Source organism: Vibrio atypicus, assembly GCF_009811315.1.
In the GTDB taxonomy this organism is placed as follows: Bacteria; Pseudomonadota; Gammaproteobacteria; order Enterobacterales; family Vibrionaceae; genus Vibrio; species Vibrio atypicus.
Window position 1 is genome coordinate 931,804 of record NZ_BLID01000001.1, and the last position, 21,841, is coordinate 953,644.

Here is a 21,841-nt window from a genome sequence, read left to right on the forward strand (position 1 = left end):
AGGACTAAACACAATGAAAAAATTAGCAACGCTTATCTCTGCCGCACTTCTTTCGTCAACCGTTTCTGTTTCAGCGCAGGCACAAGATACGATGGCTATCGTATTGTCGACGTTGAACAACCCATTTTTTGTGACAATGAAAGATGGTGCTGAAGCGAAAGCGCAAGAACTGGGTTACGACCTGATTGTATTGGACTCGCAAAATGACCCTAGTAAAGAGCTGTCAAATATTGAAGATTTGACGGTGCGTGGTGTGAAAGCGATTCTGATTAACCCAACGGACTCTGACGCGGTTTCTAATGCGATTCGTATGGCAAACCGTTCTAACATTCCTGTATTGACACTTGATCGCGGTGCAAGCCGTGGTGACGTAGTGAGCCACATTGCCTCTGATAACGTAGTCGGTGGTGAAATGGCAGGTCACTACATCATGGAAAAAGTCGGTCAGAAAGCAAAAGTAATCCAACTTGAAGGCATCGCTGGAACTTCAGCAGCACGTGAACGTGGAGAAGGTTTCATGAACGCTGTGAAGGGAAGCGAAATGGATCTCTTAGCAAGCCAACCTGCGGACTTTGACCGTACCAAAGGTCTTAACGTTATGGAGAACTTGTTGGCGGCAAACCCAAATGTTCAAGCGGTCTTCGCTCAGAACGATGAAATGGCTTTAGGCGCACTTCGTGCAGTTCAAGCGTCAGGTAAAGATGTGATGATCGTGGGCTTTGATGGTACTGATGACGGCATTGCTGCGGTTAATCGTGGCAAGCTAGCAGCAACGGTCGCTCAGCAGCCTGATTTGATTGGTGCACTTGGCATTGAAACGGCAGACAAAGTTCTTAAAGGCAGTTCTGTTGAGGCGTACATTCCTGTCCCTCTCAAAGTGATCACTAAGTAATGAGTGTTCGATGTCTTTCGACAGCATTCGTGTTGTCGGGAGGCATCGGGTCACATACATTTGTGTTTTCTCGTCAGAATACAAACGTATGATTCCTGTTCAAAATAGTATAGAGGTTCTAAAGAACCGAGGATAAACGTATGAATAAGTTAGTGGTTTTAGGTAGTGTTAACGCTGACCATGTTCTTCAGGTGCCTTCCTTTCCTCGCCCTGGCGAGACTTTGCATGGCCGTAATTATCAAGTAATTCCCGGTGGCAAGGGAGCAAATCAAGCGGTTGCCGCAGCTCGTCTAAACGCAGACACTGGGTTTATCGCCTGTGTGGGTGATGATGCGTTTGGTATCAATATTCGTGAAAATTTTAAAATGGACAATATCAACATCGCTGGCGTAAAAATGCAGCCAAATTGTCCTACAGGCATTGCGATGATTCAGGTTTCTGACAGCGGCGAAAACAGTATTTGTATCTCTGCAGAAGCGAATGCCAAATTAACGGCTGAGGCGATTGAGTCTGATCTCGCGCGAATTCGAGATGCTAAATATTTATTGATGCAATTGGAAACGCCGATGTGCGGCATCGTTAAAGCAGCGCAGGTCGCCAAGGATGCGAAAACTAATGTCATTCTTAATCCAGCACCCGCGCGCGAACTGTCGGACGAACTGCTTGCATGTGTTGATGTGATCACACCGAATGAGACAGAAGCGGAAGTGTTGACCGGTATTACCGTAACGGATAATGACAGTGCTCAGGAGGCAGCCAATGCTTTACACAGTAAAGGCATTGAAATTGTAATGATCACTCTCGGCGCAAAAGGCGTTTGGCTTAGCCAAAATGGACGCGGAGAATTAATTGCAGGTTTCAGAGTTGATGCAACTGACACGACCGCTGCCGGAGATACTTTTAATGGGGCATTGGTCACTGGTTTATTGGAAGAATTACCTCTAGAATCAGCGATTAAGTTCGCTCATGCCGCTGCTGCCATTTCGGTTACTCGATTTGGAGCGCAAACCTCTATCCCAACTCGTAAAGAAGTGGATGCCTTTCTTGCTGAGCGTAGTTAGTCGTATTTAGTCAGCATAGTAGGAGAATCATACATGGCTACGATGAAAGACATTGCCAAACTTGCAGGTGTTTCCACATCGACAGTGAGCCATGTAATCAACAAATCACGCTATGTTAGTGAAGAGATTTCTGAGCGAGTGAACAAAGCCGCTCAGGATCTTAACTACGCCCCTTCAGCGCTCGCGCGTAGCCTCAAAATCAATCGCACCAAGACCATCGGTATGTTGGTAACCACTTCAACCAATCCATTTTTTGGCGAAGTGGTAAAAGGAGTAGAACGTAGCTGTTACCAGCAAGGCTACAACTTGATCCTTTGCAATACCGAGGGTGATAACGAGCGAATGAGAGAGTCGATCAATACTCTGCTGCAAAAGCGAGTCGATGGTTTGATTCTTATGTGCTCTTCATTAGAAGGAGAGCGCATTGATGTGTTTGAGAAGTATCCTGATATCCCCGTAGTTGTGATGGATTGGGGGCCAATGCTGTTTACTAGTGACAAGATCCAAGATAACTCGCTAAGAGGCGGCTACATGGCGGCGAAGCATCTTATCGAGGCGGGGCATACAGCGATTGGTTGTATTACTGGCCCACTAGTAAAACACCAGGCTCAAATGCGATATGAAGGGTATAAGCGCGCCTTAAATGAAGCTCATCTCGATTTTAATTCAAACTGGATTATAGAGTCAGACTTTGAGTGTGAAGGTGGCTATCAGGCGTTCATGCGAATGTTTGAAAAAGGCCAATTACCAAGTGCTCTGTTTGTCTGCAACGACATGATGGCGATGGGCGTCATCAACGCTGCGAATGAGAAAGGCGTAAAGATCCCAGACGACCTCTCTATCATAGGTTACGATGATATCCACATCTCTAAGTTCATGACGCCTGCACTCACAACGATACATCAACCGAAATACCGCTTGGGCAAAGCCGCGGTAGAAGCGTTGCTACGAAAGTTAGACGGCAGTGAAACAGAGCCACAGGTTGTTCAATTGGAACCTGCGCTAGTTGAACGAAAAACTGTGAAAGCCGTTTAGTGAACAGCCTAGCGAATAATTGTTTATATTAATCACTGCGTCACATTAGACAAGCAAGTACAGAGTTTCAATTGAGCAGATTTGATGGCCGTGTGCTAAACCTAACTTAGGTACAACAAAAGTTGAGGGATGGCCGTTCATGGATCTATTTGCCGATCATCGTCAGGAAGACACACTCGACTCTTCTTTATCACCCGTTGATGAGGCTCCTCTTCATCCGTGGAAGGTATTGCTAGTCGATGATGATGAACAAATGCATCAAATCACTCGCCTGGCACTGTCTGGGTTCGAGTTTGATGGACGAGGTTTAGAGTTAGTATCTGCTTACTCAGCCCTTGAAGCGCAAAGTAAGTGCCAGCAAGAGCCGGATTTTGCTTTGGCGTTAGTCGACGTCGTTATGGAATCTGATCATGCGGGGCTAGGGTTAGTAAAATTTATTCGTGAAGAGCTACAAAATCGAGTCATTCGCTTGGTACTTCGAACCGGACAAGCAGGGCAAGCGCCTGAAGATACGGTAATTCGAGAGTATGAGATTGATGACTACAAAGAGAAAACGGAGCTGACAACCCAAAAGCTTAAGACTTTGCTCTATTCTATGCTGAGGTCGTATCGCGATCTAAAGCTGATCGAGGCGCAAAAGGAAGGGCTTAAAAAAGTCATTAAATCTTCTGCCAAAGTGCAAAATACCACTACGCTGCAAGCTTACGCGAGCTCAGTTCTTGAGCAGCTAACCTCTTTATTGCAACTTGAAGAATCCGCATTCTATTGCCTTGTAAAGCCAAGACCTCAAGGTGAGGAATCTCGCTCGATGACGTTGGCTGCATCCGGGTCCTATGTCGATTGCTATAGTGAATGTGCGTTCGATAAATTACCACCAGAGGTCTCTGAACGTTGCCTAAACGTATTAGCAGAACGACAGTCTAAGAACTTTGGTGATGCCTTTGTGCTTTTCGCGAGTGACCATCAAGGCGTCGATAGCATCCTTTACGTCAATTACAATCGAGAGTTAAATGAACTGGACTTTCAATTGCTCGAAATCTATATGCAAAATATTGGATTGACGTTTGAAAACCTTAGTTTGTTGATAGATATAAAAGAGACGTCCAAAGAGTTAGTCTATAACCTTGCCAATGCAGTGGAAGCCCGCAGTAAAGAGACAGGGGCGCATGTTCAGCGTGTTGCCTTAATTTGTGAGAGGTTGGCAGTTTTATATGGGTTGAGCGATGAAGAAGCGTTAATGATTAAGCTTTCTGCACCTCTACATGATGTGGGGAAAGTCGCGGTGCCTGATTCAATTTTGCATAAACCGGGTAAGTTGGATGCGCAAGAATGGGAAATCATGAAAAAACATGTCGACTACGGAGTCGATATCCTCAGTAAATCAAAACGTCGCTTGATTGTGGTTGCTAAAGAGATTGCAGGCCACCACCATGAAAAGTGGGACGGTAGTGGTTATCCAAATGGTCTCTCAGGCGCTGATATTCCTATCTCTGGACGAATTGCGGCACTCGCTGATGTGTTTGATGCTCTAGGAGCCAAACGAAGCTATAAAGAGCCGTGGAGCGATGCTGAGATACTTGCAGAGATTCAAAAGCAAAGTGGATTACACTTTGAGCCTAAGTTGGTCAATCTTATGATCAATCATTGGCAAGATTTTATTGATATTCGAAACTCTCTCCCTGATTAAATCATATTTCTGCTTCGCTGCTATCAGTCTCACCGACACTGGAAGGTAAGTTTTGAGGCACTGTTAGAGTGAAGCAGACACCTTCCCCGACGGTAGATTCAAATTTAAGCTGGCCTTTGAGTTTTTGGGTGATGAGGTTGAAAACTAGGTTCAGCCCTAGGCCAGAGCCTCCACAGTTTCTTTTACTGGTATAAAACGGTTCAAAAATTTTATGGTGTAAGGAAGAGTCTACTCCTACTCCGTTATCACGATAGATGAAAATGATCTCTTCATCCGACTGCATGAATTCAATATTAATCGTGGCATTGGGAGTGTCATCAAATGCATGATTGACGCTGTTTAGGATTAGATTCGAGATCACCTGAGTTAATACCCCTGGTAGGCTATTCATTTGGAGCGCTGCGTTTCCTATCAACTTAGGTTCAACGGGGACCTTACGTGTTTCAGGGTGTAAGCTCGCAATCAGAGCATCAAGCACTTGATTCACGTTGAATTGGCATCGACTTTCAGAAACTTGATCGACGGCTGTCTGCTTAAAGTCTCGAATCAGTTTTGCTGCTCGGTTGAGGTTTCCTTCGAGCATTGAGGTGCTTTCATTAATGCGCGTCATTACGGTTTCAAATTGAGTACTGGTCAATGTTTGGTTTTTGAATGCATGATTGAGTTCGAAGTTTGAATCTCGGATAACAGATGTGGCTGTTACGGCAATACCTAGCGGTGTATTGACCTCGTGCGCAACCCCTGCAACGAGCCCACCTAACGCTGCAAGCTTCTCTTGCTCTACTAACTGATCCTGCGCTTTTTGTAATTGCTTCATGCTCTGTTTTAGATCCATTGTTCGGACTGCAACCGTATGTTCCAAGTTTTGGTTTAATTCTTCTAGTTCAAGTTGAGCTATTTTCAACTCTGTAATGTTGATTGCTGTGCCGCGAAAACCGAGGAAGTTATCTTGTTCAAAACGGGCATGGGCTTGGAACATTAAATAGTAATTGATGCAGTGAAGGGTTAATTGCTCTTCACATTTGGAGAAAGAACCTTGTCTCTTTAGGAAACCATGTAAGGTGTGGCAATCTTTCAACGCTTCCACTTGAAGGAAGTGGGGCTTGCTATCAGGATTTAGTTCAAGTGCGGATTGCATGCTTTCAGAGCAATAAATAAGGTAACCATTTTCGTCGGTTTCCCATAGCCAATCGGATGAAATTAAAGCGAAATCATTCAGTCGCAATTGCTCTTGACGAATATTTTGGTAGAGCAAAGAGACACTACTGGTAATTTTATTTGTTTCGTCTCCCAACCAATCCAGCTCATCTTCATTTTCTGAAATCCACTGATATCGCGGAAGTTGCAATGCTTTTGCTGGATGCCGAGGGTTATATTTACGTAAGTACTGCGCAATGGTGAAAAGGCGTTGATTAATGCTTTTGTGGAAGATCATCAAAACAATGGAGCAAACCACCAAAGTACGAAACATGTTGAGAAGCAGCGTGTAAATAAACTGGCGAATGAGATAGTCATAAACATCTTGGGCATTTGATTCGACATAAATAGTCCCCACTCGCTCGAATACACTTGTCTGCGGGCTTTTATGTAGTAGGGGGTAACTTGAGGCGATCATACTTTCGGTGACTTCGTCTCCAGCTTGGAAAACATAGTCATCTGAGTTAACGCGTAGATAAGCGACTCTAGGCAAATTGACCAATCCGTCGAGTCTCTGCTGTAAAGAGGTTAAGTCGAATGACCAAAGAGATTCTGCGAGCAAAGGAGCATGCACATCCCTGATCTCTAACTGCCTTTGTTCGATGGAGTTGAACTGTTCCTTATAATCCCAAAATAGCTGTAGAAGCGTTGTGAACAATGTGACAGTGGCACTAAGGAGTACCATGATTAGGATGATCCTACGGCCAATACGGCTAGAAAAAGGATTATCGATACTCTCCTCAAACTGTTTAGTTCGACTCATAAATAGTCTCTATGCTACTGACATTTCTTAGAGTATAGCTTCTCTATTTATCTTAATAATAAATTGGTTGGGTAATTAGATTTTTGCTGACTAAACTAAAAGTATTGTTTTTAATGAGGCTCTCATCATGCGATGGATTATTTTATTGATCTTGTGCTCTAGTCAGGCGATGGCAGCAAAAGTACTCCTCATTGAAAGTTATCATTCTGAGTACGCATGGGATCAAAGCTATATTCGTGGGTTGAGCGAGACGCTTCAATCTGACATCGAGCTGATTACCTTTCAAATGGACACCAAACGAATACCTCCATCTGAATACGACAAAATGGCAGAACTGGCCTTTCTAAAGTACCTTGAAGTCAAACCTGAAGTTGTCGTTTTAGGTGATGACAATGCGCTCAAGTATCTTTGGCCTAAGATATATGATGACCCAATTTCTGTCGTCTTTTTGGGCATTAATGCCAACCCAAGGCAAGTACTTAGAAACTATCAAGGTCAGGCTCAAATAACAGGAGTGCTAGAGAGACCTCTTTTCGTGAAAACGTTGGGAGAGCTTAAACGTTTTATCCCGAGTGAAGATATGAAAGTGCGCGTCATGTTTGATTCAGGCGTAACCTCTGAAATTGCTCGTGACTACATTCAGAGGCAATACCAATTGATAAAGAATAATCTCGGCGTTGAAGTGGAGATTGTATCTGTCTCAACAGAGTCTGAGTGGCATGGCTACATCGAACGAGCACCAGAGGAAGGTTTTTCGGTGGTGATCGTTGGTTTATATCAAACCCTAGTTGATAGTAAAGGTGGGAGCGTCCCTGCCGATAACATCATAAAATGGACGAACCAACAATCGAAACTGCCAGTATTTGCCTTTTGGGATTTTGCTGTCGCGCAAGATAAAGCAGCGGGTGGTGTAGTTCTATTTGGCGAGAGTCAGGGCATTGCTGCAGGCTCGTTAGTCAATAAAATAGTCAGTGGTGAATCCGCAAAAACGATTCCGATTCAGATTGGTAATCAAGGTAAAGCGATATATTCGAAAGGTGCGATGGAAAAGTGGGGGTTAACGCCTCCGAGTCATTGGCAATCAATTGATTAGCTAAATGAGAGATAGGGCGGATTACCGTAGTCTCTGGGCTTGCAAATGAAATAGACAAATGACTTAATAACAGTTACAAACGCATCTACCCCTAAAGTTGAAAGTAGGCAATTAGAAATATGAGTGTATCTAGCAGTACGATACTAACGGAAAGTGGTACCAACGAGTTAGAAATTATCGAGTTTCATTTGGTAAAGCAAATGCCAGATGGGACGACTAAAACTTGTTACTACGGTATTAACGTCGCCAAGGTTCGTGAAGTAATTCAAGTTCCAGAAACGACAGATTATCCCAATGCGCAACCACATATGGTTGGAGTGTTCTCTTCACGAGATATTCTGACGCCTTTAGTTGATCTTGCTGGTTGGCTAGGGGTGCCGACATCGAAAGATCTTACTCGTAAGTTTGTCATTGTTACTGACTTTAATAACATGACGAATGGTTTCTTGATTGATTCTATTAGCCGCATTCATCGCATTTCATGGAATGATGTTGAGTCACCAAGCCAATTCCTTGAAGCGGGTGAACAAGATTGTGTGGTCGCGGTTGTACGTAAAGATGGCAACTTGATCATGATTCTAGATTTCGAAAAAATCATTGCGGATATCAACCCTGAACTGAGTATGGAAAAATACGATGTGAAGTTAGATAAGAATGTTGATTTGAATCAGCGAATGATTGCTAAGCGTAATGCGAAGACCATTATGGTAGTGGATGATTCTGCGTTTATTCGTTCAATGATTCAAGACACGCTCAGTTCATCGGGTTACAACATCATCGCATGTAAAGATGGTGGTGAAGCACACGATAAATTGATGAATTTGATTGAAGTAGCGAAACAAGAGAACATTCCAGTCAGTGAATTGATTGATGGCGTGGTGACAGACGTAGAAATGCCTCGCATGGATGGTATGCACTTAGTTAAGCGACTACGTGATACAGACGCGTACAGCTCGATTCCTATCGTGATGTTCTCTTCTTTGATGAGTGAAGATAACCGCGCGAAAGCACTGGCTTTAGGCGCAAATGATACCATTACGAAACCAGAGATCGGCCGTATGGTTACTTTGATGGACAAGTATGTTTTCGCGAAAAACGATTAATATGCTTTTTTCTAGAAGTTAAAACGTTTCAGTTTTTAAACTTCAGATATAAAAAAAGGATACGCAATGCGTATCCTTTTTTGATCAACTCGCTTAAGAAGAATTAACCTTCGCTGCTGTTACGATCACGGCCGTGACCACGTTCACCACGGTAGTTGCCACGGTTGTCGCCACCACGGTTGCGGTCAAAGCGACGTTCGCCGTCACGACCACCTTCACGGTTGCCACGGTAACCGCCACCATCACGACCGCCTTCACGGTTGCCACGGTAACCACCGCCATCACGACCGCCACGGTTACCATCACGACCACCACGGTTGCCGTCACGGTTACCACGGAAACCGCCATCACGACGACCACCATCACGACCGCCTTCACGGCGACCACGTGGCTCGCGGAAATCGTTGAAGTCACATACTACAGCGTCAACTTGCTTCTGACGGATACGTAGCTTGCTTAGTTTACCGGCTGTGTCTGAAGACATTGCTTTTGGAAGCTGAACGTAAGTCTCGCCTTGTGCAAGTTTGATTGCACCGATAGAGCCTTTAGTTAGGCCTAGCTCGTTCGCTAGAGCGCCAACGATGTCTTTAACTTGAACGCCTTGCTCACGACCTACTTGGAATTGGTAAGTATCCCAGTCTTGAGTATTGAAGCTGCGACCACCTTCACGACGACCGCCGTCACGGCCACCATCGCGCTCGCGACGTTCTTTACGACGTTGCTTGTCACGCTCGATTGCTTCGATCATTGGGTCTTCGCCGATGTAGAACAGTGGGCGTTTACCTTGTTGACGTTTTAGCAAGATTGCAGCAAGTGTTGCAGCGTCTAGCTCTAGAGATTCTTGTAGTTTTTCAACTAGCTCAGAGAACTTCTCTAGTGCTTTGTGTTCTTTTTCAGTTTCTAGCTCAGCGCCAAGCTTAGCTAGACGAGCTTCTGCTACTTTGTCACGGTGCGGAAGTTGGATTTCTTCCATAGATGACTTAGTTACGCGCTCGATAGTACGAAGCATGCGAAGTTGGTTTGTGCGAACTAGAAGGATCGCTTTACCTTTACGTCCAGCACGACCTGTACGGCCGATACGGTGGATGTAAGACTCAACATCGAATGGAATATCGTAGTTAAATACGTGCGTGATACGTGGAACGTCAAGACCACGTGCAACAACGTCAGTTGCAACTAGGATATCGATAACACCTTGTTTGATGTGATCAACAGTACGCTCACGTAGAGACTGAGGAATGTCACCGTGTAGTGCAGATGCTTTGAAGCCACGTGCACATAGCCAATCAGCTAGACGCTCAGTATCCTGGCGAGTACGTACGAATACGATAGATGCATCAGTCTCTTCAGTTTCAAGAAGACGAGACATTGCTTCGTCTTTCTCAACGCCTTTAACAACCCAGAACTGCTGTTCTACTTTGTCTACAGTGTGGTTCTTACCAGCAACGTCTACAGTGATTGGGTCACGTAGGAAGCGCTCAACGATGTTTTTCAGCATCGGAGGCATAGTCGCAGAGAATAGAACGCGTTGAGCTGAAGATGGAGCGTGCTCCATGATCGCTGTTACGTCGTCAACGAAGCCCATGTTTAGCATTTCGTCAGCTTCATCTAGAACGAATGTGTGTACTTCGTCTAGGTGTAGGCGGTCACGGTTGATAAGGTCTTGAACACGGCCTGGTGTACCCACGATGATGTGAGCGCCGTTTTTAAGTGCACGCATTTGATCAACGATAGATGTACCACCGTAGATCTCTAGAACTTTAAGGCCAGCAATGTTTTGGCCAAGGTTCTTCATTTCAGCAGCAACTTGGATTGCTAGCTCGCGAGTTGGTGCTAGTACAATAGCTTGAGGCTTACGTTGAGACAGGTCGATTTTGTTTAGCAGAGGCAGAGAGAATGCCGCTGTTTTACCCGTACCAGTTTGAGCTTTACCTAGTGCGTCTGAACCTTCCATTAGGTGCGGGATAGCTGCAGCCTGAATTGGAGTTGGTGAAACAAAACCCATACCGTCAAGAGCTGAAAGGATAGAGTCGTTCAGCGCTAAGTCGCTAAACTGAATTACAGAATCTGTCATTGGGATCCTACTATATTATGTCAACAAAAGGTCCCACGAGCTCTACCAATTCCAATACCAATCCAGAAAAGAGCTGATTCCGTTCAGATGCGGAAAAGTCGTAAATCGCATCAAGCCACTAGGGACGTAAATAAGGGGGCGGATTATTCCTTAAATGCATAAAAAAAGCTAGAAAAAATTGAAATACATCACATATTTTTCTCAGTAAAGATAAAATCGGCCACATTATCGTCATGTATGACGGTTATTTAGACACAATCTCCATTTGTTCACGATAATTCACTCAATAGTCATATGCTCAAGGTAGCCTGGCTATAGCGCCGATGATATAGTGAACGCAATTTTTCCTGTAAGAAATGTAGAGATGTTCCAAGATAACCCGCTACTGGCTCAACTTAAGCAGCAAATTCAAGAAACCTTACCTAAAAAGGAAGGCACCATCAAAGCGACTGATAAAGGCTTTGGTTTCCTCGAAGTAGACAGCAAAACCAGCTTTTTCATTCCGCCACCGTACATGAAAAAATGTATTCATGGCGATAAAGTGAAAGCGATCATTCGTACTGAGAAAGAGCGTGAAGTCGCAGAACCAGAAGAGCTATTGGAACAATCTCTAACGCGATTCATCGGTCGAGTAAAACTATTTAAAGGCAAGCTCAATGTGACGCCTGATCACCCGCAGTTGAAGAAAATGTCACTGAAAGCGAAGGTTAAAAAAGGCCTGAAAAGTGATGATTTTAAAGAAGGCGACTGGGTCGTTGCTCACCTGATTCGTCACCCATTAAAAGGTGATAACGGCTTCTTTGTTGAGATCTCTGAAAAGATCACCGATGCCGATGACAAGATTGCACCTTGGTGGGTGACTTTGGCGCAAAATGATCTACCAAATAGCGAGCCAGCGGGTATCGACAACTGGGAAATCAAAGATGATGCGGATTTAGAACGCATCGATATGACGCACATTCCTTTTGTGACCATTGATGGTGAGTCAACAAAAGATATGGATGACGCTTTGTATGCGAAGAAGACGGAGTCGGGTGATTTTGAACTGACTATCGCGATTGCGGATCCGACTGCTTACATCACGCCAGATAGCGAAATGGATAAAGTGGCTCGTGAGCGCGGATTTACCATCTATCTTCCTGGGCGTAACATTCCAATGCTGCCGCGCGACCTAGCTGATGAACTGTGTTCTTTGATTGAAAACGAAGTTCGTCCAGCTCTTTGTTGCAGCGTTACTATCAGCAAAGACGGTGTGATTGGTGAAGATATCAAGTTCTTCTCAGCCAATATTAAATCACATGCTCGCCTTGTGTATGACCATGTTTCAGATTGGATTGAAAGTGGCAGCTCGGATGCTTGGCAACCAAGTGAAGAGATCGCAACTATCGTTCGCGATCTGTATGAGTTTTCGTTGGCTCGCGCTGATTGGCGCGAAACCCACGCTGTGGTTTTCCCTGACCGCCCAGACTACCGTTTTGAGCTGAGTGAAGACAACGATGTTGTGGCTATTCATGCTGATATGCGTCGTAGTGCTAACCGTTTGGTCGAAGAGGCAATGATTACCGCGAACATTTGTGCAGGTAAAACGCTTCAAGCGAGCTTTGATTCAGGTGTGTTTAATACCCATGCTGGTTTTAAACCAGAAAAAGTTGAAGATGTCGTTGCGCTAGTTAACCCAGAAGGTGAGCTGCCATTTACAGCAGATTCTGTGGTAACACTTGAAGGCTTTGCTGCTCTTCGTCGCTGGTTGGCAACACAAGATACATCATACTTGGACAACCGCATTCGTAAATCGCAAGCTTACAGTGAAATTGGTAACCAACCATTGCCTCACTATGCGATGGGCTTGGAGCTATACGCGACATGGACATCACCAATTCGTAAGTACGGTGATATGATCAACCATCGCATGCTAAAAGCGCACATATTAGGCAAAGAGCCAGTGCAGACGGCTGACGAAAGTGTCGGTGAAGAGCTAGCGCTACATCGTAAGCATCATAAAATGGCAGAACGAAATGTGGGCGATTGGTTATACGCTCGCACACTGATTGAAGAGCCAGCAAAAGAGACCAAGTTTAACGGTGAAATCTTTGATATCAACCGCGCTGGTATGCGTGTCCGTTTGATTGAAAATGGTGCAGCGGCGTTTATCCCGGGTTCACTAATTCTAGCAAACAAAGAACGCCTCGAATGTAACGGCGAAAACGGCACGGTTTCTGTTGATAAAGAAATTGAATACCGTTTAGGCGATGTTCTGGAAGTTGTGCTTGCGGAAGTAAACCTAGAAAATCGCAACCTTGTTGCTAAGCCGACTCGAGTTTTTGCTGATGTAAAAACAGCTGAGGAAGTAGCGCCTGCGGCAGAGTAAGCTTGAATTGTGAATAGAAAAGGGTGCCTCGGCACCCTTTTTTGATCGTCTTAAACCAGCGTGTAAAAAGACGTTTAATCTTCCCAAAACATTGCTTTTGGATCTTTATCGATCTCGCGCATAATTGCTGTTAAATCGCTACTGCAAGCAAGAAAAGGATAAGGCAACCAATTTTCTAGTACTGCATCGTCAGGCATAAATAATTGCCAGCTATTGGTATTGGCATCCCATTCAACTTTGGCGACTGGCATCATGTAATCACAGTGACTTGAGTCTAGAAGGAAGTGCTGCTTAATAAACACAACACCATTGCCAATGGTTTCGTAGCTTGCTTTTCCGAGTTCTGCGGGCATGCTTTGATTGCGCTGCCTGCATATTAGCTGCGCACGGCTTTCGACTTGTTTCTGTAACAAACTCACAACGGCCATATCATTTCCCTTCTTCAACCCTAAGCATAGTATTGAATGGTTATTTCGCTGTCTGTTTGGTTTTTCACAAAAATGTCATGTAATCGCAATAAGATGGCTGCCAATTACGTCATATTGAAAGATCAAAAAGGAAGAAATTATGGTTCGTGCTGTGCTGACTGCACTTGTGTCTTTTTCGTTTGTTATTCCCAATGCGTTAGCAGAAGAAGTGAACGTTTCTGGTTCTACTTCCGTTGCGCGTGTCATGGATGTGCTGGCTGAAAAATATAACGAAACACACCCAGAAACTTATATAGCGGTACAGGGCGTTGGCTCAACAGCGGGCATTACTTTGATCAATAAAGGGGTGGCGGATATTGGCATGAGTTCACGCTATTTGACCGAGCGAGAGCAAGGGGAAGCGTTGACCGTGACACCAATTGCTTTTGATGGTTTAGCTGTAGTCGTAAACCAATCAAACCCAGTTCAAAACGTGACTAGAGAACAGCTGTTCGACATTTACAAAGGTAAAATCACTAACTGGAAGCAGTTGGGAGGCGCTGATCAGAAGATCGCTGTAGTAACGCGTGAGACGTCTTCGGGCTCACGTTACAGCTTTGAAAGCTTGCTTGGACTGACTAAGGTTGTTAATGGCCGATTGGTGTCTGATATCAACCCCGATAACTTAGTCGTTAATAGTAATAGCATGGTTAAGACAATCGTAAACCATAACAAACAGGCAATTGGTTTTATTTCTACGGGTTCGGTGGATCGTTCAATCAAGGCGATTCAGTTTGAAGGTGTAGACGCGAGTCAGAAAAATATTTCTTCTGGACGCTATGAGCTTTCACGCCCTTTCTTAGTGTTATATAAAACGGGCCAACTCGACAAAGACTCATCTGAATTTATACGTTATTTAAAGGGCCGTGAAGCGAAAACATTGATTGCTGAATACGGCTACACTCCAGTTAAATGATTTAAAAGAGCCAGGCTATATTGCCTGGCTCTCTGTTTTAGGAGTTATTGCTGGGTCTTAATCCAGTTGTTGATGCTAGTTTCGACGACTTCCAACGGCTGATCACCGTATTTAAGCAATTGATCATGGAAAGAGGCCCAGTCGAATTTGTTACCCAGTTCATCTTGAGCTTTGTCGAGCAGTGCTTTGATGACTAAGAAGCCTGACTTATAGGAAACAGCTTGGCCAACATAGGCGGCGTAGCGGAAGGTTTCTGATTCAATATCGCCCACCCCTAGTGCTGAGTTCGCAGACATGTAGTCACGAGCTTCTTGAATGCTCCAACCTTTGGCATGAATCCCCGTATCAACCGCTAAACGCATGTTTCTTAGCTGCGCTTCGTTTAGGCTGCCAAAATACTGTAGGGCGTTACACTCTTCTGCATCTGTGTAGATTCCACCTTGGAACTGAGTGTAATCTAGGTCTGGTTTACACATACCTGTTGCTTCGGCAAATGTCGGTTTACCGTCTGCATTTAGTGCTCCGTAAATACCCATTTCCATGCCGAGCCACTCGGTATACAGTGCCCAGCCTTCACCATAAGCGGTGTACCAGACATCTTTGATGTAGTCAGGCTTATCAGCCGGTGGGTATTCCGTTGCGTAAGCGTTTTGGAAATGGTGCCCTGGCGCTGCTTCATGAAGCAACAAGGTAGAGACATTCCATTTTTGCAGACTGTAGTTAGGGTGCGTATTTAAGTTAAATACATTGCTGCCATAAGAGGCAACGCCCGCGTACGGTTCACGTGCTGCAGGTTCAGGTTTGATGGTGTAGTCAGCTTTAATAGGTTTAAAGTAGCCAGCGACGACATCATTTGCGTCGGTTTTGAAGATGTTATAGTCCGTTAAGGCGGCTTCACACGCACTAGGGCTCGAGGCTACAGTGCACAAATCCTTGTATTCGGTATCAGCAATATTTCGTCCGTCACGGCCGTAGAAGAATTGTTCGCTATTGAGATAGTCAAAGAACTCATTGAGGTCAATGTCACCGTTGCCATTTTCAAGGGTAAAGGTTCTTGAAACAACGCTGTTGCCATCATGCCAATCGGCGGTAATTGTTTTGCCTCTTTTCTCAACAATAAGTTCGGCAACCCGTATCATTTCTGCTTTGGCATCAGCAACTAATTCTTCTCCAAGCTGACTTAACTCCATTGCGGACTTTCCGGTGGTACTGTTTCTATCGAGCTGCCACTGATACCAAGCTTGTCCGTTGGGTAAATCGCCCCAGCCAATATTTGCATCGTTAATGCTATCTGTCCCACGCGCAGCGGTGTAGTAGTCACCTTCTAAGAAGAGAATGAGATCCTTGAGTGCTTCAATAGATACATCAACGGCAGTCTCATATTCCGCAGCTAATTCAGCATCACCTAGTGTCTTCAAATGATTTAGGCCTTTTTTCATCATCGCATAATCATTTAAAGCAACGGTATTTTTAGTCGAATCAATAAATCGAGTAACCAGAACTTTAGGCAGTTGAGAACCATCAATAATCCCAAGAGAGTAGAGCGATTTTAGATTATTTACCCAAGAAGTAAATTCTCTGACAATTTGAATATGTTCTTCATAACCTTCTAATGTATCCTTGTTCCACCCCGCCCATTCGGCATTCCACTCAATATAGTTATAGAAGTGGGTAATAGGGACATCAAAATTACCAAAACGTGTATTTGGTAAACTGGCACCGCGCAAAGATATATTTCTGTCAAACATAAATGTGTCGTAATATATTTTATCTTCATCAGAAAGTTTAGTTCGATCGATGGCGTCTAACTTATCCAAATAAAGCCTATCGACAGATTGCATTGAGTTCGCCATCTGGTCGGTAACCTGGCCAAATTCACTACTATCCAATGTGGCCATTGCCGATTGGTAGTCTGCAAATACTTGACGCATAAGTGCAGACTGGTCCTGCGTTGGCGGCTGAATAATCGTGGTTTCCTCATCGGAGCAACCCACGATAGTTGTCGCAGCGATCAGTGCTATTAGAACGGGATTAAATGTTGATCTCAATTGTTTCATGACAGCATCCTTGAAGGTGAATTCACGATACTTATACAAAACAACAGTTGATCAAAAAATAGTCAAAAATCAAATGTGTGATGGTGAATAATTGGGCGGCTTTGAATAATATTCACTATTTAATCTAGCTTTTGAATTAAATAACCTAGGTTTGAATTTTTATTTGTCTGATATGAATTATGAGCGATTTTTTAATTATTATTCGCATATTATGTTTAAATTTATATTTTTGGTGTTAATTAGAAAATATTAACATTGTCACAAAATGGTTTTCTTTGTCATTGACTTGTAAAAAAGACACTTCAGTGCGTGAATTAAATTCACATGATTACAATGATCAATTATGAGAAGAGCCAAAGAATCAAAAATCATGTCCGTATATGTTTGGGATTAGGACATATAGTTTGTCAATTTGTCGTGTTGATAATCGTGTGTATTGAAATGGGATAGGCAATCTTTGCCGTTTTCTTTGGCATGGTAGAGTGCAATATCAGCGTTTTTAAATAGGGTTTCCTTAGTTTTGACTGCGTCGGAAAGTGACGCAATACCAATACTCAGTGACACTTTCTTACCAGCAATTGAGTCAACTTGGTGGTACTGACTAATTAGTCTTTGTGCATAACGTGTTGCGTCTTTCTCACCAAGGTTTGGACAAATTAGAATGAACTCGTCACCTCCCCAACGGCCAATATGATCGTAAGATCGGGTGCTTTTTTGAAGGTAGTCAGCGGTATCTCGCAAGATCAGGTCACCCGTATCGTGGCCATAGTTATCGTTAACTGACTTAAAGTTATCAATATCAATTAATAGTAATGAAAGAGGTGAGTTTGACCGCTGGCAACGATCAAGCTCTTTTTGTAGGAGTTCATCAAGTATCCAACGGTTTAAAAGGTGAGTAAGGCTATCCTTCTCCGCTTTTACTTTGAGCTGATTGTGGTACGTCATATCACGAATGATGCATACACTTCGGTTTTCTTTTCCGACGAATCCAGATGCAATGGTTAGCTCTAGCTCAATCCTTTTATTGGACTTGGTCATCGCCTGCATTTTTTTAGGCTTACCGACTTTTGATGAAGTATTGCTGTTACTGAATACTTGTTCTCTATAGTAGGAGCAGTATTGTTGATATTCAGGTGCTGCCAATTGCTCTAGAGGGATTTGAGTTAATTCGGCTTCAGAATACTCAAGTAAGTTACATGCTTTGTTGTTGGCTTGTAGGATTTTCCCTTGTTCGGAAATGTAGAGAATACCATCAGGAGAAATATCGAGTATGGACGAGAGTTGATTGGATAGTTTGTTTGCGTTATTGATGATTTGGAGAAAGTAGTAGCTAACGCCGATGATGATTGGAGCCACGATAAGGTTAAATATTAAGGTCATCTGGCTGAGCTTAGACAGTTCTGCCGCTGTTTGGTCATAGATACTTTCAAATTTGGGTAATAGATAGCGCTGTAATGTATGTAAGGAGGCGTCAGCTTGCGTATCATCGACTCTCACTATCTTATCCAGAGCTAGAGCGCTCGTATCACTAGATATACGCTTCGACGCAACGAGTTGGTTGTGATACTCCTCTAATGTGATCCTAAGGTGTTCAATCTCATGTATTAAATCCCCTTTATCAGTCAATGATTCAAACTCGATGATTTTTCTAACCGCATCGTCGTAACTCGCCAGTGCACGGTCGTAATACTGTTTATCGCGGCGAATGATGTAATTTTTAAAGTGATGGATGAAACCAACATAGCCTATTGTTCTTTCTATATCGGCGAGCTTTTGCGTCATTTCAAAGGTGATAGGGGCCTGCTCCAATACGACCGATTCCAAACGATTTATGGCGTTGGCTTGAATAGTGAGATACACGACAAAAAGCACGTTTAATAACGTGGACACGCAGATAACCCAAGGTAGGGCTTTTTTGTTGAAGTGTGTGTCTTGCCTGCTCAAAGCTTGTACTCATATTCTGGGACTACTTTAAGTGTAGAATTTCCATATGAATTTTATTGCTTATTTATTGGGAGTGTGATTTGAGTTAAAGCTTGGAAGAATAAAAGGCGCGAGAGTTGACACAATAAAGCCCGAGTTCATGGCTCGGGCTTTGTATTTGTAGAGGAAGAATTATACTTCTGGGCGTTCTACACCTGATTCTTGGAACAGGCGACGACAAGCTTTGCCATCGCTGTGGAATAGGTGACAGCGGTGTGCTGGAATGCCAACAGAAAGCTTGTCTCCCGGTTCGACGGCCAGTGTATCTGGCTGACGATAGATCATGTCAGCGTCTGCTGCGTCGATATGCATATAAACTTGTGTTTCGTTACCAAGTTTCTCGACGATGTTGACTTCGCCTTCGATGGTCGCATCACCTTCACTTGCTGGCAATAGGTGCTCAGGGCGAACTCCCATAGACATGCGTTCGCCTGCCGTTACTGTCGTACCATCAACAGGAATCCAGAAAGTGGTCCCATTTGCTAGCTGAACCATGACACGATCTTTCTCTACAGCTTCGATAAATACGCTCATGAAGTTCATCTTTGGTGAACCAATAAAGCCAGCCACGAAGCGGTTTTGAGGGTAGTGGTATAGCTCAAGCGGTTTACCAACTTGAGAGACAAAACCTGCGTCCAAAACAACGATTTTATCGGCCATGGTCATCGCTTCGACCTGATCGTGTGTTACGTAGATCATGGTACAACCAAGTTTGCGTTGCAGTTTAGTGATTTCAGAACGCATCTGAACACGAAGTGCTGCATCAAGGTTAGATAGAGGCTCATCAAGCAGGAATACATTCGGCTGAGACACCAAAGTACGGCCGATAGCCACACGTTGACGTTGACCACCAGATAGCGCTTTTGGTTGGCGCTCTAGTAAGTGGCTCAGCTGGAGGATTTCTGCAGCATGTTCTACACGCTTATCGATTTCACCTTTGTCTGCTTTCGCCAATTTAAGGCCAAAAGACATGTTGTCGTAGAGATTCAAGTGAGGGTAAAGGGCGTAAGATTGGAAAACCATACCCACACCGCGTTTTGATGGTTCTACGTCATTCATGTACTCATCGCCAATGTATAGCTCACCAGAAGTGATGTCTTCAAGACCTGCAATACAACGAAGTAGTGTTGATTTACCACAGCCTGATGGACCAACGAAAACAACGAATTCGCCTTCTTGGATTTCTAAATCAACGTTCTTTGAAATTAAAACGTCACCGTAAGCTTTACATACATTTTTTAACGTGACACTCGCCATCTAGCTCGTCCTCGATCAATATTTTTATTTTTACTGCCCATCATTATATGAGTTATCGTGCGAGCAGTAACAGTAGGAATTCGGTATGGAGTGGTTTCTTTCATACTGTAAGAAAATTTGGGTGATGGATCACTCACATCACCCACCAAAGCCAATAAAGAGTTTGCTTCCCCTGTATAGCATCAGCGTCTCCCCCGTGATTTGTTTGACCTTTCGACCTTAACCATTACGAACGCTGAGCGATAACAGCAAACCCCTGCGGCATTGCAAATCAGCGTATCCTGTTGGTCTTCACCTGAGAACAAACTGTTAAGGGTTCTTACTATCCACTCTTGGATGTCTGCAGTTTCTCTTTATCTATGCTTGATTACATCCTCCTGAGCCTTTTTTTTGTAGGGGTAGTAGATAAGGAGGAGGGGGATAGGGTCGGATAGGGTGGAGTTAGATCAAGTTCAAAAAATTTCTCGTAATAACGTTGAATTCGATCACATAAAGTGTGGTTTTTGTGATTCCGCTCTCCAAGCTTGAACGATTGGGATCACGAAAATAGTCCATAATACTGAGGGCGTAGGGAGTAGGAGGATGAGCTAATGTTCAGTTTGGCTGACAATATATGTCGAAATACGGTGAAGCCTCTCGGTTGACCCCTACAACATAAAATATAAAAAGGATATGAACATGAAAAATGCCCTAAGCACAGTGGCACTAGGAACTCTAGTTGCTCTTGGCTCATTTGGTGCAAATGCTGCTATCGAAGAAGGTCAATTAACCATTTGGATTAATGGCGATAAAGGTTACAACGGACTTGCTGAAGTAGGTAAACAATTCGAAGAAGACACTGGTATTAAAGTAACGGTGGCTCACCCAGACGCACTTCAAGACAAGTTCCCGCAAACAGCAGCAACCGGCGATGGTCCTGATATCGTATTCTGGGCGCACGACCGTTTTGGTGGCTACGCTGAGTCTGGTCTACTGGCTGAAGTAAAACCATCTAAAGAAATTAAAGAAGGCATTGTAGATTTCGCGTGGGACGCGGTGAAATACGATGGCAAGCTAATCGGCTACCCAGTGGCGGTTGAGTCACTGTCTCTTATCTACAACAAAGATCTTGTTCCTAACCCACCTAAGAGCTGGGAAGAAGTTGAAGCGCTAGACGCGAAGCTTAAGAAAGATGGCAAGTCTGCAATCATGTGGAACCTTAAAGAACCGTACTTCACTTGGCCGCTTATGGCAGCTGATGGCGGTTACGCGTTCAAATACGGCGCTGAAGGCTATGACATCAAAGATGCAGGTATTGCAAAAGATGGCGTGAAAGATGCAATGAGCTTCGTGAAAGGTCTAGTAGAGAAGGGCGTTATCTCTTCTGATATGGACTACTCTGTGTCTGAGTCTGCGTTTAACCAAGGTACTGCAGCGATGACAATCAACGGCCCATGGGCTTGGGGTAACATCGAGAAGTCTGGTATCAACTACGGTGTAACAACACTGCCTAAGTTTAACGGTCACTCTTCTAAACCGTTCGTTGGCGTACTAACAGCTGGTATCAGCACGGCATCACCAAACAAAGACCTTGCAGTAGAGTTTATTGAAAACTACCTACTGACTAACGATGGCCTACGTAAAGTGAACAACGACAAGCCACTAGGTGCTGTTGCGCTTAACTCTTTCCAACGTGAGCTAGATGCAGATAAGCGTATCGCAGCAACAATGGACAACGCAATGAACGGCGAAATCATGCCAAACATCCCACAGATGAGTGCATTCTGGGGCGCGGCTAAAAACGCTATCGTAAACGTTGTAGATGGTCGTCAAACTGTAGATGCAGCACTTGCAGATGCAGAAAAGCAAATGACTAAATAATTAAATTACACCTTTTGAGGAGGGGGTA

Annotated in this window: 15 protein-coding genes; 9 read left to right on the plus strand and 6 right to left on the minus strand. The window is 44.0% G+C overall.

The features are described 5' to 3' along the window. The first annotated feature begins 13 nt into the window (after positions 1–13). The 4 genes from rbsB (at position 14) to GVO60_RS04135 (ending at position 4,675) form a co-directional block, all read left to right on the plus strand. Complete coding sequence (gene rbsB, locus GVO60_RS04120; RefSeq protein ID WP_159651315.1) at positions 14–892, plus strand: ribose ABC transporter substrate-binding protein RbsB; 879 nt, start codon at positions 14–16, stop codon at positions 890–892. 140 nt (positions 893–1,032) lie between these two features. Then, positions 1,033–1,953, plus strand: coding sequence for a ribokinase (rbsK, locus tag GVO60_RS04125; protein ID WP_159651316.1), 921 nt, complete (start codon positions 1,033–1,035; stop codon positions 1,951–1,953). 33 nt (positions 1,954–1,986) lie between these two features. Then, positions 1,987–2,988: a substrate-binding domain-containing protein gene (locus GVO60_RS04130; RefSeq protein WP_159651317.1), complete on the plus strand. Its 1,002-nt coding sequence runs from the start codon at positions 1,987–1,989 to the stop codon at positions 2,986–2,988. A 139-nt stretch (positions 2,989–3,127) separates the two neighbouring features. Further along, positions 3,128–4,675 (plus strand): response regulator, encoded by a 1,548-nt coding sequence (locus GVO60_RS04135; RefSeq protein ID WP_159651318.1) that lies wholly within the window; start codon positions 3,128–3,130, stop codon positions 4,673–4,675. A gap of 1 nt (position 4,676) precedes the next feature. Here the strand turns inward: GVO60_RS04135 and GVO60_RS04140 are convergent, their stop codons facing one another. Next, positions 4,677–6,635, minus strand: coding sequence for a PAS domain-containing sensor histidine kinase (locus GVO60_RS04140; RefSeq protein ID WP_159651319.1), 1,959 nt, complete (start codon positions 6,633–6,635; stop codon positions 4,677–4,679). A gap of 127 nt (positions 6,636–6,762) precedes the next feature. Between GVO60_RS04140 and GVO60_RS04145 the strand changes: the two genes are divergently transcribed. Next, on the plus strand, positions 6,763–7,728 hold the full coding sequence (locus GVO60_RS04145) for an ABC transporter substrate-binding protein (protein ID WP_159651320.1): 966 nt from the start codon (positions 6,763–6,765) through the stop codon (positions 7,726–7,728). Between the two features lie 119 nt (positions 7,729–7,847). Continuing rightward, the gene (locus GVO60_RS04150; RefSeq protein ID WP_159651321.1) at positions 7,848–8,831 is read left to right on the plus strand and encodes a chemotaxis protein; all 984 of its coding nucleotides are present in this window, start codon (positions 7,848–7,850) and stop codon (positions 8,829–8,831) included. A gap of 103 nt (positions 8,832–8,934) precedes the next feature. On the opposite strand, the gene GVO60_RS04155 is transcribed toward GVO60_RS04150, so the two are convergent. Continuing rightward, a complete protein-coding gene (locus GVO60_RS04155; protein WP_159651322.1) occupies positions 8,935–10,905 on the minus strand; it encodes a DEAD/DEAH box helicase in 1,971 nt (656 codons plus the stop codon). Between the two features lie 364 nt (positions 10,906–11,269). On the opposite strand from GVO60_RS04155, the gene rnb reads away from it, so the two are divergent. Further along, positions 11,270–13,273: an exoribonuclease II gene (rnb, locus tag GVO60_RS04160; protein WP_159651323.1), complete on the plus strand. Its 2,004-nt coding sequence runs from the start codon at positions 11,270–11,272 to the stop codon at positions 13,271–13,273. Between the two features lie 74 nt (positions 13,274–13,347). Here rnb and GVO60_RS04165 read toward each other — a convergent pair whose 3' ends face one another. After that, a complete protein-coding gene (locus tag GVO60_RS04165) occupies positions 13,348–13,701 on the minus strand; it encodes a DUF3024 domain-containing protein (RefSeq protein WP_159651324.1) in 354 nt (117 codons plus the stop codon). 139 nt (positions 13,702–13,840) lie between these two features. Between GVO60_RS04165 and GVO60_RS04170 the strand changes: the two genes are divergently transcribed. Next, positions 13,841–14,656, plus strand: coding sequence for a phosphate ABC transporter substrate-binding protein (locus GVO60_RS04170; protein ID WP_159651325.1), 816 nt, complete (start codon positions 13,841–13,843; stop codon positions 14,654–14,656). A gap of 44 nt (positions 14,657–14,700) precedes the next feature. On the opposite strand, the gene GVO60_RS04175 is transcribed toward GVO60_RS04170, so the two are convergent. The 3 genes from GVO60_RS04175 to malK form a co-directional block, all read right to left on the minus strand. Further along, positions 14,701–16,713 (minus strand): DUF885 domain-containing protein, encoded by a 2,013-nt coding sequence (locus tag GVO60_RS04175; RefSeq protein ID WP_159651326.1) that lies wholly within the window; start codon positions 16,711–16,713, stop codon positions 14,701–14,703. 390 nt (positions 16,714–17,103) lie between these two features. Next, positions 17,104–18,603 (minus strand): sensor domain-containing diguanylate cyclase, encoded by a 1,500-nt coding sequence (locus tag GVO60_RS04180; RefSeq protein WP_159651327.1) that lies wholly within the window; start codon positions 18,601–18,603, stop codon positions 17,104–17,106. 225 nt (positions 18,604–18,828) lie between these two features. Next, complete coding sequence (malK, locus tag GVO60_RS04185; protein WP_159651328.1) at positions 18,829–19,953, minus strand: maltose/maltodextrin ABC transporter ATP-binding protein MalK; 1,125 nt, start codon at positions 19,951–19,953, stop codon at positions 18,829–18,831. Positions 19,954–20,631: 678 nt separating this feature from the next. Here malK and malE point away from each other — a divergent pair. Then, the gene (gene malE, locus GVO60_RS04190) at positions 20,632–21,813 is read left to right on the plus strand and encodes a maltose/maltodextrin ABC transporter substrate-binding protein MalE (protein ID WP_159651329.1); all 1,182 of its coding nucleotides are present in this window, start codon (positions 20,632–20,634) and stop codon (positions 21,811–21,813) included. The last annotated feature ends 28 nt before the right edge of the window (positions 21,814–21,841 follow it).